Annotated in this window: 11 protein-coding genes; 8 read left to right on the top strand and 3 right to left on the bottom strand. The window is 56.6% G+C overall.

Features of this window, described 5'->3' with window-relative positions:
• The first annotated feature begins 90 nt into the window (after nucleotides 1–90).
• Entirely contained in the window at nucleotides 91–1,332 is a 1,242-nt protein-coding gene (locus tag PG888_RS21060) for a dicarboxylate/amino acid:cation symporter (protein WP_082628306.1), read from the top strand.
• A 1,636-nt stretch (nucleotides 1,333–2,968) separates the two neighbouring features.
• Here PG888_RS21060 and pfkA read toward each other — a convergent pair.
• From pfkA to elyC, 3 genes are all read right to left on the bottom strand, one after another.
• Nucleotides 2,969–3,940 carry a 6-phosphofructokinase gene (gene pfkA, locus PG888_RS21055; RefSeq protein WP_042657428.1) on the bottom strand — a complete coding sequence of 324 codons (972 nt, stop codon included), beginning with the start codon at nucleotides 3,938–3,940 and terminating at the stop codon, nucleotides 2,969–2,971.
• A gap of 152 nt (nucleotides 3,941–4,092) precedes the next feature.
• Nucleotides 4,093–4,848 carry a triose-phosphate isomerase gene (tpiA, locus tag PG888_RS21050; RefSeq protein WP_042062658.1) on the bottom strand — a complete coding sequence of 252 codons (756 nt, stop codon included), beginning with the start codon at nucleotides 4,846–4,848 and terminating at the stop codon, nucleotides 4,093–4,095.
• A 135-nt stretch (nucleotides 4,849–4,983) separates the two neighbouring features.
• A complete protein-coding gene (gene elyC, locus PG888_RS21045; RefSeq protein ID WP_058051526.1) occupies nucleotides 4,984–5,754 on the bottom strand; it encodes an envelope biogenesis factor ElyC in 771 nt (256 codons plus the stop codon).
• Between the two features lie 84 nt (nucleotides 5,755–5,838).
• On the opposite strand from elyC, the gene cmoM reads away from it, so the two are divergent.
• From cmoM to PG888_RS21010, 7 genes are all read left to right on the top strand, one after another.
• Nucleotides 5,839–6,615 carry a tRNA uridine 5-oxyacetic acid(34) methyltransferase CmoM gene (gene cmoM, locus PG888_RS21040; protein WP_042657464.1) on the top strand — a complete coding sequence of 259 codons (777 nt, stop codon included), beginning with the start codon at nucleotides 5,839–5,841 and terminating at the stop codon, nucleotides 6,613–6,615.
• Nucleotides 6,616–6,696: 81 nt separating this feature from the next.
• On the top strand, nucleotides 6,697–8,031 hold the full coding sequence (mukF, locus tag PG888_RS21035; protein WP_042062655.1) for a chromosome partition protein MukF: 1,335 nt from the start codon (nucleotides 6,697–6,699) through the stop codon (nucleotides 8,029–8,031).
• The gene (gene mukE / locus PG888_RS21030) at nucleotides 8,012–8,731 is read left to right on the top strand and encodes a chromosome partition protein MukE (RefSeq protein ID WP_033135263.1); all 720 of its coding nucleotides are present in this window, start codon (nucleotides 8,012–8,014) and stop codon (nucleotides 8,729–8,731) included. Before mukF ends, mukE begins: the two co-directional genes overlap by 20 nt.
• A gap of 3 nt (nucleotides 8,732–8,734) precedes the next feature.
• The gene (mukB, locus tag PG888_RS21025; protein ID WP_182939620.1) at nucleotides 8,735–13,162 is read left to right on the top strand and encodes a chromosome partition protein MukB; all 4,428 of its coding nucleotides are present in this window, start codon (nucleotides 8,735–8,737) and stop codon (nucleotides 13,160–13,162) included.
• 249 nt (nucleotides 13,163–13,411) lie between these two features.
• On the top strand, nucleotides 13,412–13,798 hold the full coding sequence (locus PG888_RS21020) for a septal ring lytic transglycosylase RlpA family protein (RefSeq protein WP_182939621.1): 387 nt from the start codon (nucleotides 13,412–13,414) through the stop codon (nucleotides 13,796–13,798).
• Between the two features lie 490 nt (nucleotides 13,799–14,288).
• Nucleotides 14,289–15,497 (top strand): hypothetical protein, encoded by a 1,209-nt coding sequence (locus PG888_RS21015; RefSeq protein WP_270694291.1) that lies wholly within the window; start codon nucleotides 14,289–14,291, stop codon nucleotides 15,495–15,497.
• A gap of 436 nt (nucleotides 15,498–15,933) precedes the next feature.
• Complete coding sequence (locus PG888_RS21010) at nucleotides 15,934–16,335, top strand: hypothetical protein (RefSeq protein WP_182939624.1); 402 nt, start codon at nucleotides 15,934–15,936, stop codon at nucleotides 16,333–16,335.
• The last annotated feature ends 69 nt before the right edge of the window (nucleotides 16,336–16,404 follow it).

Raw genomic sequence — 16,404 nt, 5'->3', positions numbered from 1 at the left:
TGATCTCGCACCTCGATAACTGTACGTAAGATCAGTATAGTTCGTGGTAACTGACTGCTAATCATGGGTAATCAGGTAAAGGAACATATTGTGTTAACTAAAGGACTCATTAAAAACATCGGCTTCCAGGTTGTGGTGGCCATGGTACTGGGCGCAGTGGTCGGCGCGTTCATGGGTGAACAAGCCACCGTATTTGCACCGCTTGGTACCCTGTTTATCCAGTTGATCAAGATGCTGGTGATCCCGCTGGTGGCGGTTGCCATCCTCTCCGGCGCCGCCAATCTGGGCGCCAGCCCGGCGGCGGGCAAGATCGGCGCAGCGACGCTGGCCTTCTTCCTGATTACCTCTGCGTTGGCCGTGCTGCTGGCGCTGGTGATGGGGCAAATCTTCAAACCGGGTGTCGGGGTCGATTTCGCTTCCGTCGCCTCCATGTTTGGCGGTGACTACGCCGATAAAGGGGCGCTGCCGGATGCAGTTGCCACCCTGCTTGGCATGATCCCCACCAACGTGTTCCAGTCGCTCAACGAGGCAAACATCCTGCAGATCCTGGTGTTCTGCATGTTCCTCGGCATTGCGCTGGCCAAACAGCCGCGCGAGCGGGCCAAGCCGCTGGTCGATGGGCTCAATACCCTGGTGGATGCCTTCGTCTGGATGATCAACAAGGTGATGATCATTGCGCCGCTCGGGGTGTTCGGTCTGATGGCTGAAGCCATCGGTACTTATGGCTTCGACGTGCTGACCCTGGTGCTCAAGCTGTTCGTGGTTTATGTGGCCGCCATCCTGATCTTCGGCTTTGTGGTCTATCCGCTGCTGGTCGTGATGTTCTCCAACACGCCGGTACGCAAGTACTTCTCGGCCATGAAGAAGCCGCAGATCGTGGCCTTCTCCACCGCCTCTTCCATGGCGACCCTGCCGGTCAATATGGAGACCTGCGAGCATGATCTGAAAGTGACCAACGCGACTGCTTCCTTCGTGCTGCCGCTGGGGGCCACCATCAACATGAGCGGCAACGCCATCTATTACGGTCTGGTCGCCATCTTCTTCGCTCAGGTTTACAACATCGATCTGAGTGTCGGTGCCTGGGCGGCCATCATCGTGACCTCCACCCTGGGGGCGATCGGTCAGGCCGGTGTGCCGGGCCCAAGCTTCCTGGTGGTTGCCGTGCTGCTGGCAGCCGGGATCCCCATCGAAGGGTTGCCGCTGCTGTTTGCGCTGGATCGTCTGTTCGACATGATCCGCACCTCCCTCAATATTACCGGTGATGCGGCCTGTGCTGTCATTGTTGACCGCTTCAGCCCGGAATATGACCCAGAGCGTTGGAACAAGGCATAACAGCTTTGAGTTGAACAAAAACAGCGCTGAGCTAACACAGCCTTGAGCTGAAACTGCGTAACGCGAGCCCCTGCCATGATGGCGGGGGCTTTTTTATATCTGGCGGACAGATATCAGAGAAAGGAGTGCACAAGAGGTTGCTGACGGATTTTGCTGTGTTGAATGGAGAGCACAGGAGGGGAAAACAACTGCCGTGGGCATGGGCCTTGTGACGGATGGCAGCCTGTTGTGGCTGCCGGGGCAGGGGGTTGTCAAATGGCGGGTAACAAAAAGGGGAGCCTGGCTCCCCCCGGATATGATCTGCTGCTGGTTCTACTCCATCAGGCCAAACAGAGTGTGGTTAAACCATCCTGGTTACACCCTTGTGGCGAAAGAAACAGCGTCAACGTGATGAAATCATATCTATGTTGACCATCTCGGCGTTGTCACTGAAAAGCGCCAGTTGGTGGCGATTAAACAGACATGCCAGATAAGGCCAGTCCGGATTGATGCCTCTCTATCCGGCTCAGAACTGTGACAGTGAGGGCAGAGAGACAGCAACCAGGGTGAAAAACACCGTGAAAACGGCAGTAACGACAAACTCTTTCATTTTTCTCTCCCCAGGTTGTTGGTTGATGTTGTCAAGATACCATAACAGGGGGTTAAAACAAGGGTAAAGTTGATAAAATGGCGACTTTGCGCGTCAGCGATGTCGAGGTGGTCATTTTTGACATGTTGCGCTGATTTTATCGCCCGTTGCGACGTTTGACCCATCGAAGATCCAGTCGTTTCAATTATTTTGTTTAAATTCAATGTCTTATTGTTTTGCTAATTTATTTTTAGGTGGGTTTTATATGGGGCTTAAATAGGGTTTTAGAAGTTATCTCCCTCGTAACTGTGTCATGAAGGCCATCAAAAGTGCATCTGGTTATGATTTGACGATGTCTGACGCAGATAGCTCATCCAAAAAAAGTTGGTGGAGGCAATCTGGTTGCCAACCCTTGTCGCCCCATGACTTTATCAGGCCGATGTCTCCGTATTTTTACAGCAACACTCCGTTTTACAGGGGGGCGAGCCATGGATTGGGGGGATACGGATTGGCAGTTGGCTGTTTTATCAGCGCCAATTGCACCGGCCGGTGGACGAATAGACAAGGTGGCAGCAAGGCTTAGGTGTGCATTAAGCCAGAGGCTTACTCTGTGGCTGGTCTGGCTGGTCTCGAACAGCGATCTGTGTGGCCGATGCATTTGGCATAAGTCATGTGATTGCAACGCAAGAGCTGGGCCGGATCATGGTTGGGGAACTGGGGGCGATTCAGATATCTGAATATCGTCTACAAGATTGAGATACACACAGCGGTGTATGACGAGGAGGCTGAACAAGCTCGTTTCAGGGTCAGCACAGAAGCAGGCCACCACAAGCCGGTTCAACAGTGATAAAACATCCACGGCAATATCGGAACTGTCTCTTTGGCTGAAACCGGTTGGAGCGAGGAGGGGAAGGCTAACGATCAGTCAGACGGCGCAAGAGCTGGGATTCAAGGCAACCTGCAGGGTGAGGGCGGTACACTGTGCCGATGCATCAGCTTGCGTGAGATATAAAAAAACCCTCCGATGGAGGGTTTCTATCATCAACAACCGGTAAAAAGCCGCGTGGCTTAGAACAGGGTGGTGGAGAGATTGTAGAGCTCCTGATCGAACGGGCGCTTCATGTTCTCGATGCAGTCGATGATGTCGTGGTGTACCAGCTCGTTGCGCTGGATACCGACGCAGCGACCACCGTGGCCAGCCAGCAGCTGCTCAACGGCGTAAGCACCCATACGGCTGGACATGATGCGGTCACGAGCAGTCGGGGCACCGCCACGCTGGATGTGGCCCAGGATGGTGGCGCGGGTTTCACGGCCGGTCAGGGCTTCGATGTCTTTGGCCAGGGCGTTCACATCGGTGACGTGCTCGCAGATGGTGATGATGGCGTGCTTCTTGCCTTTTACTTCACCTTCTTTGATCTGTTGCAGCAGCTTGTCCTTGTCAAAAGCCACTTCCGGCACGATCACGTACTCGGCACCACCGGCAACGGCGGCAGACATGGCCAGATCGCCACAGTGGCGACCCATGATCTCGACCACGGAGATACGGTGGTGGGAGCTGCAGGTGTCGCGCAGACGGTCGATGGCGTCAACGACCACGTTCAGGGCGGTATCAAAACCGATGGTGAAGTCGGTACCGGCGATGTCGTTGTCGATGGTGCCCGGCAGGCCGATGCAGGGGAAACCCTCTTCGGTCAGCTTCTTGGCACCCATGTAGGAGCCGTCACCACCGATCACCACCAAGGCGTCGATGCTGTGCTTTTTCAGGTTTTCGATCGCTTCGGCGCGCACTGCGGGGTCTTTGAAGGCAGGGAAACGGGCAGAACCCAGGAAAGTACCACCACGGTTCACCACGTCGGAGACGCTGTGACGCTCCAGCTTGACGATGCGATCCTGATGCAGGCCGAGGTAGCCATCATAAATACCGTAAACTTCCAGGCCATGATGCAAACCGGCGCGAACCACGGCGCGAATGGCTGCGTTCATACCGGGTGCGTCGCCACCACTGGTCAAAACACCAATACGTTTGATTTGTTTGGTCATGAGTGCCTCTGGATCTGAGTTGTCAAATACGAATGTTTGGAAATAGACAAGCCACTTTTACTATATCGGCTTTCGTATGGGATGCGGGGGCCGCCATAGGAAAAGCGATACAAGAGAGGGGACGTGCCCCTCTCTTTGCCAGTAATGTGAAATTACTTGGCAGCGCCAGCGATGATCTGGGAGAAGTCGTCCACTTTCAGGGACGCACCACCGACCAGGCCACCGTCGATGTCCGGCTGACCGAACAGATCGGCTGCAGTGGCGCCAGTGACGGAACCGCCGTACAGGATCTGTACTTTGGCAGCAACGGCGCCATCAAAACCGGCCAGGTACTGACGGATGTGAGCGTGAACGGATTGAGCGATCTCCGGAGTGGCAGTCTTGCCAGTACCGATGGCCCATACCGGCTCGTAAGCAACAACGGCGTTGTTGAAGGAGGCGATGCCGCAACGGTCGATAACGGCTTTCAGCTGGGTCTCAACCACGTTCTTGGTCACGCCAGCTTCGAACTGCTCCAGGGTCTCACCGATGCACAGAACCGGGATCAGGCCGCCTTTCTGGATCGCTTCGTACTTGGCCGCAACCACGTCGTCAGTCTCTGCGTGCAGGGTACGGCGCTCGCTGTGACCGACCAGGGAGTAGGTGCAACCGAAGGCTTTCAGCATGGAGGGGGCATTTTCGCCGGTGAAGGCACCAGACTCGTGAACGTCAGCGTTCTGGGCACCGTAGGCAATCTTGCTGCCAGCGGTCAGTTGCTCAACCAGACCCAAAAAGATAACCGGCGGGCAGACGGCGACTTGTACAGAAGGATGAGCGGCAGCAGCCGGGGTCAGTCCTTTGATCAGAGCTTCAACAGAAGCTTTGGTGCCGTTCAGTTTCCAGTTACCCATTACCAGGTGCTGTCTCATCTTGTATATCTCCTAGGCATTTGATTGCGCGACATTATATGAATTGAACCGAGCCCAAGATAGCTGACCCGGCGGCAAATGACGTAATTTTTTTTCGCTTTCCTGATCCAAATCAGGAATGAATCGCTTGATTGCTCATTCGTTAACCTGCCCTCGCAAGCGAGCCCACCATACCCCAATCCATTCGTGGATGGCAGCTTCGGAATACATCAAATAACGCCCTTTGGGTAAATAACTGTAGAGCGGCTGAGGCACCTGGCTCTGCTTGGCGGTGTAGTCGGTGGGGGCCGGCACGGCATTGAGTCCCTGACCCTGATAGAGCGCCATGGCCCGGGGCAAATGGGTGGCAGAACTGACCAATGCCACCTCTTTTCCTTTCAGGTGGCGACTGATACTGACCGCTTCGTCATGAGTGTCTTTGTTGTTTTCAAACAACGTCATCCGCGCGCGGGGAATGCCGAGGCTCATCGCCATCCGGGCGTTGACCTCGGCATTCGACAGGGGATCCCCCGATACATAACCCGAAAAGATCAGCTCGGCGTCGGGATAGGCCTGGGCGAGACGCACCCCTTCGAGGGTGCGAGCCAAGGCGATATTGTTCTGCCAGGAACGCTCGGGCACCGCCGGATCGCTGACATGGCCGTTGCCGAGCACCACGATCGCCTCGATCTTGGGATGCTGGCTCACCTCGAACGGCGGATAGGTCTGCTCCAGCCCGCGGGCCAGTTCATAGCTCACCGGCCGCATCCCCATCAGCGCCACAATGAGCAGCGAGAGGGTGGCCAGCAGTTTGCCGGTTTTCTGAAAACGGGTGAACCAGAGCAGCAGCAGGGCGACAAGCAGCAGGGAGAGGGAGAAGGGGAGCGGCATCAGCAGCTGACCCAGCCACTTTTTAATCACAAACACGGCAGACACTTCCTTGAGTTTTCAGCAAATTCGGGATGTGACAGAATACCCCTCTTTTTTTGGATGGCCAAAGTTGAGTTTCTCTTGAAGCAAGATCAGAGTTTTGACGGTCGCGCCGACAAGTTCGCCCGCAATATTTACGACTCCACCAAGGGGCGCATTCGCACCACCATCGTCTGGAGCGACATCGAAGCCTGCCTGGCGCGCCTTGGCAACCGGCCGTTGCGCATCCTCGATGCGGGGGGCGGTTTTGGCTACTTTGCCCAGAAGCTGGCGGCCATGGGTCATCAGGTCGAGTTGTGTGATCTCTCCGCCGAGATGCTGGATCTGGCCCGCAGCCAGATCGCCGAGAAGGGGCTGGAAGACAACATTCGTCTTATCCATTGCCCCATTCAGGATCTGAAACAACACGTGACCGGCACCTTTGATCTGGTGCTCTGCCACGCGGTGCTGGAGTGGCTTGCCGAGCCGCGCCAGACCTTGCTGGGTCTGTTCCCTTTCGTCAATGCCGGGGGCATACTGTCGCTGCTTTTCTATAACCGTCATGGTCTTCTGTTCCAGAGTCTGGTGGTGGGCAATTTTGACTATGTGCGACTTGGTCTGCGCAAGAAGCGCCAGACTGCGCTCACGCCCACCAATCCGCAGTTGCCGGAGCAGGTCTATGACTGGATTGGCCGAGGCGGGCTCAAGATCATCGGCAAGACCGGGGTGCGGGTGATCCACGACTATATGCGTCACAAGCAGGATCAGGTCGAGAAGTTCGACGATCTGCTTGCTATGGAGCAGCAATATTGCCGTCAGGAGCCTTTTGTCGCCCTGGGTCGCTATATCCATGTGATGGCGCAGAAACCCGCCAGTTGATGGGGCCTGATTTTTCGATGCTACCGGATGTAGCCGCGCGCGAGTTTGTGCGCTCAATTACAACAACGAGATGACAACGTCATGATGAGTACATCCCGTACCCTGCCCGAGCGTTCTTTGCCGGAGATAGTAGGGTGGGTCAGGCAGGAGGGGTTGGCGCTGAGCCTGCCTACCGACCGGCTGGCCTTTCTGATTGCAATCAAGACACTGTCCGAAGATGAGTCGGACTTGTCGGAAGCGGCGCTGCACGATGCCTTTGGCTATGTCAGCAACGCTTTTGGCCAGATGGACGAGACCCTCACCGGTCGCGCCAACAACGCCATCAACGACCTTATTCGCCAGCAGTTGCTGTCGCGCTTCAACACCGACATGGTGGCGGGGGAGAGCCTCTATCGCCTGTCGCGTCTTGGGATCGGCATCGTCGACTTCTTTCTCGATCAGCGTCAGGTCGATTCCATCAAGCTCTCCATCTTGCTCGAGCATTTGGCGGCCGAGCTCGACACCGCCCGCAAGGCGGCGCTCGAGACCAACACCCGCGAGCAGTGGGACGCCGAGGTGCTGCCACGGCTCACCTTCTCGCTGGAGGAGACGCTGGGGCGCATCGATCTCACCCAGCGCGCCATGGATGAGCAGCAGAATCAGGTCAAAAGCGAGATCGCGGCCCTGCTGACCCAGAACTGGGTCGATGCCATCCACAGCTGCGAAAAACTGCTGCACGAGACCGGCCAGACCCTGCGCGAACTGCAGGATACCCTGGATGCCGCCGGTCACCGCCTGCAGGCGGGGCTGCTCAACATTCAGGAAGCGGCGCAGGGGCGCGACGATCTGTTCCACGTCGAGGAGCTGACTCACGCCTTGCAAGGGCGCCTTGACGTCATCACCAGCTGGGGCCAGCAGTGCATCGAGCTCTGGTCCCGCTACGACAGACATGTCCACAAGTTCATTCGCAACGCCATCGACATGGACAAGAACCGCGCCTTCAGTCAGCGGCTGCGCGACTCCATCCGCAATTTCGAACAGCACAACTGGCTGCTGCGCATTGCCGAGGAGCCCCGTTTGCTGGAGCTGCGCGATGAAACCATCGCCATCCACGACGAGGAGGTGACCGGCGAGGTGCCCCTCGAGATGGAGTACATGGAGATGGTGGACATCAACCAGGAGCTGGCGGAGCGCATCGAGCGCTATCTGGCCCGCTATCCCGAGCAGGGCCAGCAGCTGGATTTGGCCGATGTATTGCGCGAATACCTGCTGGATTACCCGGCTCACGCCCATTTCGATGTGGCGCGTCTTCTGATCGACCAGGCCGTGCGCCTGGGCCATGCCAGCGGTGAGCGCGAGCTGCACCGCCAACCCGCATGGAAACCCATTAACCAAGCTGGATCCAAGGTTCAGGCCTATGTCATTGATCAATACTGAGTTTCCCTTGCCGCTGCGGCTCGCAGAGGCGATTGCCAACCCCTTGTTTCCGCGCATCGACACCGCCTTGCGCTCCGGCCGTCACATCAGTGCCGACGATTTCGAACAGCACTCGGCGCTGGTGGAGTACCACAACGAGCTGGAGATCTTCTATGGCCGTTATCAGGTGGAGCTGATCAAGGCGCCGGAAGGCTTCTTCTACCTGCGTCCGCGCCCCAGTGCCGACATCGGTACCACTGTGCTCTCCGAGCTCGATATGCTGGTGGGCAAGGTGCTTTGCTACCTCTACCTGAGCCCGGATCGCCTTGCTTCGGAAGGGGTGTTCGCCATGGGCGAGCTGCAAGAAGAGGTGCTGAGTCTGGCCGACGAGAAGCAGTTGCTGCGGATGGTCAACAGCCGCTCCGGCGGTACCGATCTCGACAAGAAGAAGCTCTTGGAGAAGATCCGCACCTCCATGCGTCGCCTGCGCCGCCTTGGCATGATCACCGCCCTTGGCAACAGCGACAAATTCCGGGTCAACGAATCGGTGTTCCGCTTTGCCGCCGACGTGCGCTCCGATGAAGATCCGCGCGCCGTGCAACTGCGGATGATCCAGGAAGGGGAAGCCATCTTCCACGACGACGAGATGCCGAGCAGCGATTCGCTATTTGACGATATCGAGGCGGACCTCGATGAAGAACAACTGGATCTGGAGGTATAAACAGTGCGAGGCAAGTTCAAATCCCTGACCATGGTCAACTGGAACGGCTTCTTCGCCCGAACCTTCGATCTTGACCAGCTGGTCACCACCCTCTCTGGCGGCAACGGTGCGGGCAAATCCACCACCATGGCGGCCTTTATCGCGGCGCTCATTCCCGACCAGTCGCTACTGCATTTTCGTAACACCACGGAAGCGGGCTCCAGTAGCGCCTCCCGTGACAAGGGGCTCTACGGCAAGCTGCAGCGCGGACACTGCTATTCGCTGCTGGAAGTGATGAACAGCCGCGAACAGCGGATCTGGGTCGGCGTACACCTCGAACAGGTGGCCAACCGCGACAACAAGGTCAACATCACCCCGTTCGCGCTGGTGGATGTGCCAGAGCAGCTGCAACCCACCGATCTGCTGCTGGAAAAACTGGATGACGGCAAGGGGCGGGTGCGCGCCTTTACCGATCTGAAAGGGGCCGCCGCCGAGCTGGGGGCCATCAAGGTCGCCAAGTTCAATACGGTGACCGACTATCACAACTTCATGTTCGAGTTCGGCATCACCCCGAAGAAGTTGCGCGATCAGAAGGATCGCGGCAAGTTCTATCGCCTGATCGAAGCCTCCCTCTACGGCGGCATCTCCTCGTCCATCAGCCGCTCTTTGCGTGAATACCTGCTGCCGGAGAACTCAGGGGTGCGCAAGGCGTTTGCGGATATGGAGGCGGCCATCTATGAAAACCGCCGTACCCTGGAAGCGATTAAAGAGACTCAGGGGCAGCGGGATCTGTTCAAGAACCTGATCACCGAGACCACTCACTATGTGGCAGCGGACTATGTACGCAACGCCGCCGAGAAGAGCCGTCTCTCCGAGCTGGCCCTCAAGGCGCGCCAGGAGCTGTCCGACAAGCGCCGCTTTTTGGCCGAAGAGAAGCAGCGCGCCATCTATCTGGCTGATGAGGTGGAGCAGCTTACCAACCGTGAAAAATTGCTGACCGACGAGCTGGAATCTGCCGCCGAGCATCTGGCCAAGGTAATGGCAGCTGTTGCACTGCAGAAGAAGATCGAGATGTATCGCGCCGATCTGGCGGAGCTGGTCGACAAGCTGGAGCAACAGCAGGCGATCGTGGAGGAGATCCACGGCCAACTGCTGGAGGTGGAAGAGCGCAAGGAGCTGGCCCAGGCCGAGGTAGACAGCCTCAAGACCCAGTTGGCCGACTACCAGCAGGCGCTCGATATTCAGCAGACCCGCGCCATCCAGTATCGTCAGGCGGTGCAGGCGCTGGAAAATGCCCGCGAGCAGTGCGAGCTGCCGGGGCTGACCGCCGAACAGGCGAGCGACACTTTGCATCAGTTCCGCAGTGCCGAGCAGAGCCTCACCAGCCGGGTGCTGGGGGCCGAACAGCAGCTGGCGCTAGCCAAGGCGGCGGTGGCCGAGCATGAAGCGGCGTTGGCGCTGCTGCTCAGTATCGCCCCGGAGACAGTGCGCGAGGCAGCCTGGCCCACCGCGCAGGCGCTGCTCAAGCGTCATATCGAAGACAAGGCTCGCATCGCGCAGGGGCAGGGGCTGCGCACCGCGCTGGCTCGCCTCGAGAAAGAGAGCGAAAGCCAGAAGAATCTCTTCAAGCTGCGCGACGAGCTGCAGCAGGCTTCTGGCCAGCAGATCGCCAGCCAAGATGAGCTGGAGATCTTCCTCGAAGCCCAGCGCACCCGTCAGGAGGAGCTGGCCGAGCAGCAGGCGGAGGTGAACCAGCGCCGCGCCAGCCTCGAGCATCAGGGCGTCCAGCTCGGCCGTGATATTGCGGAGCTCACCAAGCTGGCTCCCCGCTGGCTCAAATCCTTTGAAAAGCTCGAGCAGCTGCGCGAGCAGAGCGGTCTGCCGCTGGCCACTGCCGAAGAGCTTTCTTCCGGCATGCAGAGCGTGCTCGACAAGGAGCGCGAGTTCGAGCAGGAGAGCAACCGCATCGCGGCGCAGAAACAGGCACTGGAGCTGCAAATTCGCAACCTGCAACTGGGCGCTGGCGAGGCCGATCCGCGCCTTGCCCGCATCGCCGAGCAGGTGGGGGGCGTGCTGCTCTCCGATGTCTATGACGACATCTCCATCGACGATGCCCCTTACTACTCCGCGCTCTACGGTCCGGCTCGCAGCGCCTTGGTGGTGCTCGACCTTGAAGGCGCCATCGAGCGGCTGAAAAAGCTGGACGATTGCCCGGAGGATATCTACCTCATTCAGGGCAACCCCGACTCCTTTGACGAGGATCTGGTGGAAGCGGACGAGCTGGGAGACGCCGTGCTGGTGCGCACCAGCAAGCGTCAGGTGCGCTTCTCCCGCTACCCCGAGTTGCCGCTGTTTGGCCGCGCTGCGCGGGAAAAGCGGATCGAGCAGCTCGACCTTGAGCGCGAAGGGCTCATCGAGGGTTACGCCAAGGCCGCCTTCGAGCAGCAGAAGTTCCACCGTCTTTACGGTCACTTCCGCGACTTTATCGGCCTGCATCTGGATATCGCCTTCCGCCCCGACCCCGAGGCCGAAGTGCAGGCCAAACAAGCCGAACTTCGCGCGCTGCAAGGGGCCATCGGTGAGTGCGACAAGCTGCTGAGTGATGCCAAAGCGGCCGCCGCCCAGTTGACCCGCCATATCCAGCTGGTGCAGGGGATGCTGCCCTTTGCCCACCTGTTTGCCGAGACAGAGCTGGCGGCCCGCCTCGAGGCGGCTCACGCCGATGTGGAAGCGCTAAAACAGGCCGAAGCCTTTATCGCCAAACACGGCAAGTCGCTGGAAAAACTGGAAACCATGGTGCAGGTACTGCGTCAGGATCCACAGGATCTTGCTGCGCTGCAGGCCGCTTATGACGAGGTGAGCGATCTGCTGGCCGAGCAGAAGCGCCGTTGCTACGCCCTCGATCAGCTGGTGGCCCGTCTGCCGCACTTTGCCTATCAGGATGCACAAGACCTGCTGGGCAAGGCCTCCGAGATGAGCGAGCGACTCAAAGAGAAGCTGAAAGCGGCCGAGCTTGCCGCCCGCACCGCTGGCGAGCAGCACAAGCAGATTGCCCAGCGCCACACAGAGGCGTTGCAGCTGCGTACCGCCCTCAACTCCAGCGTCGAGGCCAAGCGCCAGACCCTGACCGAGTTCGAGCAGGAGCTGGCGGCCATGGGGCTGACCCTCTCTGACGACATGGAAGAGAAGTCCCGCGCCCACAAGAAAGAGATTGAAGAGCTGCTGATCCGCACCCGTTCCCGTCGCACCAGCGCCGAGGCCCAATTGCAGGTCACCAAGCGCGAGATCGAATCCCTTGGTGGTCGTCTCAAGCTGGAAGGCAAGGATTACTACGGCGCCCGTAAATCCCTGGTGGGCCACAAGGCGAGCTGGTCGCGGGTGGTGCGACTGGCACGGGAGACCGACGTCGAGAAGCGCCTCAACAAGCGCGAGCTGGCGTACCTCGACAGCGACGAGCTGCGCTCCATGTCGGACAAGGCGCTCGGCGCCCTGCGGGTGGCGGTGGCTCACGACGAGGCCCTGCGCGATGCGCTGCGTCTCTCCGAGGGCAACCGCAGCACCGAGCAGAAGGTCGCCTTCTACGTGCAGGTCTACCGTTACCTGAAAGATCGCATCCGCAACGACATCATCCGCTCGGATGATCCGGTGGAGGCGATCGAGGAGATGGAGATCGAGCTGGCGCGGCTCGCCGACGAGCTCAAGCAGCGGGAAACCCATCTGTCGCTCTCCTCCCACGAGGTGGCGGCCAAGATCACCAACATCATCCGTCGCGAGCAGAACCGCATCCGGGTGCTCAACCAGGGCTTGCAGAACATCGCCTTCGGTCTGGTGCGCGGGGTGCGCCTCAACGTCAACATCCGCGAGGCTCATACCCGTCTGCTGACGGCGCTGGCCGATCAAACCGCCATGCACAACGATCTGTTCGCCGACAAGGAGCTCAGCTTCTCCGAGGCGATGGCCAAGCTGTTCCAGCGCCTGAACCCGCAAGTAGAGCAGGGGGATCGCAGCTATCAGGTGATGGGCGACGTGCTGCTCGACTATCGCAACTATCTGGAGCTGGAGATCGAGGTGCAGCGCGGGGCCGATGGCTGGCTGCGTGCCGAGAGCGGCGCGCTCTCTACCGGCGAAGCGATCGGTACCGGTCAGGCCATCCTCTTGATGGTGCTGATCAGCTGGGAGGAGGAGTCCCGCCGTCTGCGCGGCAAGGATATCGCTCCCTGCCGTCTGTTGTTCCTCGACGAAGCGGCCCGTCTGGATGGCAAATCCATCGCCACCCTGTTCGAGCTGTGCGAGCGGCAGGATATGCAGCTGCTTATCGCCGCGCCCGAGAACATCAGCCCGGAGAAGGGCACCACCTACAAGCTCATCCGTAAAGTGCAGGGCAAGCACGAACACGTGCATGTGGTGGGCCTGCGTGGCTTCGGTTTTAGCGATGACAAGCTGATTGCCTGATCAGTTTCTGGCCCATTCCGACACGGGATGACGGGTAAATAGTTGAAAGGGAGGCATTTGCCTCCCTTTTTGCATGAGAGATATGGCAAAGTAGCCGCACCGTCGCTGCTGCCTGACAACAAGGCGAGTAACATGGCGAGTGCCTTGGACCTATGACAAGGTGAGATCCCGCCTGCAAACGTGCAGCCAGCGTCACCGGTCGCATCGAAGAGTAAAAATAGCGCAGAGCGAAAAGAGGAGAGGGGAAAGGTGCAACATATCCAGAAAGGGCTGCTGTTATCTCTTTGTCTGCTGCTGGCGGCCTGTAGCAGCCGTTATGACGAGAGTCACGGCGGCAGCTGGCGCGGCTATAGCGAGACCGGTTATGCCAGCTATTATGCCGACCGCTATCACGGTAAAAAGACTGCCAGCGGCGAGCCCTATCGCAACAACCTCAATAGCGCTGCCCATATGGAATTGCCCTTTGGCGCCATGGTGCGGGTCACCAACCTCGCCAACGGCAAGAGCGTAGTGGTCAAGGTCAATGACCGCGGCGCCTTCAAAAACGGACGTATTATCGATCTCTCCAAATCGGCTTTTAGCTCCATCGGCAATATTCGTGACGGGATTATCAAGGTAAAGGTTGAGGTGCTGTAAATGGATGCATCAGAGGTATTCACTATTATTACCCTCAATGTATTTATGTCTGCGAATAAATGTTAATTATAACCAGCGACTGATTAAATTAAAAATAACCATGTATAAAAATACTTGTCAGTTAATGAGGTTTATATTTGGATGCTGATTAAATGATAGCAACACTTACTAAGTATTATTAGGTTTGAGGGGCATGGCATTTATTTTTCTTAAATTAATTAAGTAAGTATAAATCATAAAATGCCTACTTTTTTTCAGTAGCACTCACCAGTACATTAGAGTCGGAAGCTGCCTCTAATAAATGTGTCAAAAATAGTGTCCAGAATAAAAGCTGGAAAAGATAGTTATCTGTTGCCAAGTGCCTTGGCGGCGAGCTATATCTAGAGGTGCCAGGGGGCTGACTGTCCCTGAGAGGATATCTCTGCATTGTCAGAGGGTTACGCAGAGAAGCGTCTGGTCTCGTCAACCACAGCCAATAAGGTAAGCCATCATGTCTTCGCATCAACCTGCTGAAGATCTTGCTTCCTCCCGACCCGAGCTGGAGACCTTCTCTCTGGTGCTGGGCGGCCCGCTGTATCAGTTGTTAAATCGCGCCCATCTTGGCGATGTTACTTCCCATCTTCAATTACGCATTTTGGTGCTAAGCGGCATCTGCTGGTTACCTCTATTCGTGCTGAGTGCCTGGGAAGGTACCTTGTTTGGTAGCGGCGTTGCGGTTCCTTTTCTGCTGGATATTGAATCTCAAAGCCGATTTCTTGTCTGTGTCCCGCTGTTGATCTTTGCTGAGCTGATTGTACATCAGCGGATCCGCGGTATTCTGGCGCAGTTTTTAGAGCGGAGACTGATCCCCGATCATGCGTTGGCAAGCTTTCATCGCGCAATAAGCAATGCCATGGTTTGGCGCAACTCTGTGATCGCCGAATTACTCCTGCTGGTGCTTGTATTCTCCAGTGGCTATTTCGTTCGTACCCACACCTTCGTGCTGGATGCGTCGGCTTGGTATAGCTCACTGCGTAATGGCCAGGAAAGTTTCTCCTTTGCCGGTATCTGGTTTTTCTGGATCAGTATTCCCATTACCCAGTTCCTGATACTGCGCTGGTTTTATCGCATCTTTATCTGGAGTCGCTTGTTATGGCAGTTGTCACGCCTTCCTCTTGCTCTCATCCCAACTCATCCTGATCGCAACGCGGGGCTCGGTTTTCTGGGGGCGTCAGCCTATGCCTATTCCCCTTTGCTTACCGTATTTGGCGTCCAGTTTGCAGGTTATATATCCAATCGAATTTTGCATGATGGCGCGGTACTTACTGATTACAAGCCGGAAATCGCCTTGCTGGTTGCGGTCGGACTCGTCCTGGTTTTGGCACCATTAACTGTTTTTGCAGTCAAAATCATGCGAGCCAAACGTACAGGATTACGTGAATATGGTGCTCTTGCTGCCGAATATACGAGCGGTTTTGAGCGTCGCTGGTTGCATACCGTGGACAGGGATGGAGAAACCCTATTGGGCTCCGCTGATATCCAGTCCCTTGCGGATCTGGGTAACGCATATGCGGTGATCAAAGAGATCCGCCCGCTTCCCTTTAGTCGAGATACGATTATGCAGCTCGTCATGGCAACGCTCATTCCGTTCACGCCGCTGCTTTTCACGCTATTTTCGTTCGAGGTGATACTTGATCGCTTCATCGGTATTGTTTTCTAAGCTTGATGAGCATTCATGCTTCTGCCAAGCAGGAGGCTCGGTCTCTCATTTGTTCATTTTTATAAGAAGGAAGTGAGAATATACACATAAATATAAATTTAAAAAATAAGAATGTTTATCATTGCTTTTTATTATCTCGCGAGTTCTTAACTCTTCAACTGGCATTGTGCCAGACAAGTCATATCATGCCTGGCCCGCTCTAAAACGTGTTAAAGGGACGAGGTAATTTCAATCTATCGTGCCAGTGAGGTCGGCAATGGATTGCCGAAATAATGTGATGAACCCCGAAAGCCGATTAAAAATGTCACGCTATATCGGCTAATCATTTATGTTTAGCTTGATGTGGTATGACTTTTTCTCAATTCCTTATAAAGAAGCATGCGAGCGGAAACATATAGAGTTAGAGATAACAAGCATAAGGCACATGGAGATTGTGATGGAAAAATATGGAAAAATGTTGCTTTTTATCATGGCTGCACCGCTCTGGAGTATCGATTGTGCTGCTACCGATGAGGCGGTATCGGCTGATGAATTGGCAAAAAAGCTGGCAAATCCTGTTGCATCACTCATCAGTGTGCCTGTGCAGTATAACTATGATGAGTTAGGGGGCGTAAATACCGGGGCGAGTGTGAGTCGAGTGCTCATTCAGCCGGTGATCCCTTTTTCCCTCAATGATGACTGGAATCTGATCTCCCGGACTATTTTTCAAGGTGTGGAACAACATGGTTTTCAACAAGAGGTATTAAATACATCAGGGGCAGGCGATACCACCGCGAGTCAGTATTTCTCTCCTAAAAATCCTACCGAGGATGGTTGGATTTGGGGGGTTGGCCCTTAACCATCCCCTCATATGAGCGAGGCGTGGCGCGGCTTCTGAGGTATGATCGCCATCCTTGACCAGCTAATA

This window comes from Aeromonas sp. QDB23, assembly GCF_027707745.1.
Taxonomy (GTDB): domain Bacteria; phylum Pseudomonadota; class Gammaproteobacteria; order Enterobacterales; family Aeromonadaceae; genus Aeromonas; species Aeromonas allosaccharophila.
Note: the sequence above shows the minus strand (reverse complement) of the source record. Positions and strands in the feature narration are given on the sequence as shown.

Excerpts from the sequence above, each read along its gene's own strand:
- pfkA (WP_042657428.1), bottom strand. The coding sequence starts at position 3,940 with ATGACCAAACAAATCAAACGTATTGGTGTTTTGACCAGTGGTGGCGAC.
- tpiA (WP_042062658.1), bottom strand. The coding sequence starts at position 4,848 with ATGAGACAGCACCTGGTAATGGGTAACTGGAAACTGAACGGCACCAAA.
- mukF (WP_042062655.1), top strand. The coding sequence starts at position 6,697 with ATGATGAGTACATCCCGTACCCTGCCCGAGCGTTCTTTGCCGGAGATA.
- mukE (WP_033135263.1), top strand. The coding sequence starts at position 8,012 with ATGTCATTGATCAATACTGAGTTTCCCTTGCCGCTGCGGCTCGCAGAG.
- PG888_RS21015 (WP_270694291.1), top strand. The coding sequence starts at position 14,289 with ATGTCTTCGCATCAACCTGCTGAAGATCTTGCTTCCTCCCGACCCGAG.
- PG888_RS21010 (WP_182939624.1), top strand. The coding sequence starts at position 15,934 with ATGGAAAAATATGGAAAAATGTTGCTTTTTATCATGGCTGCACCGCTC.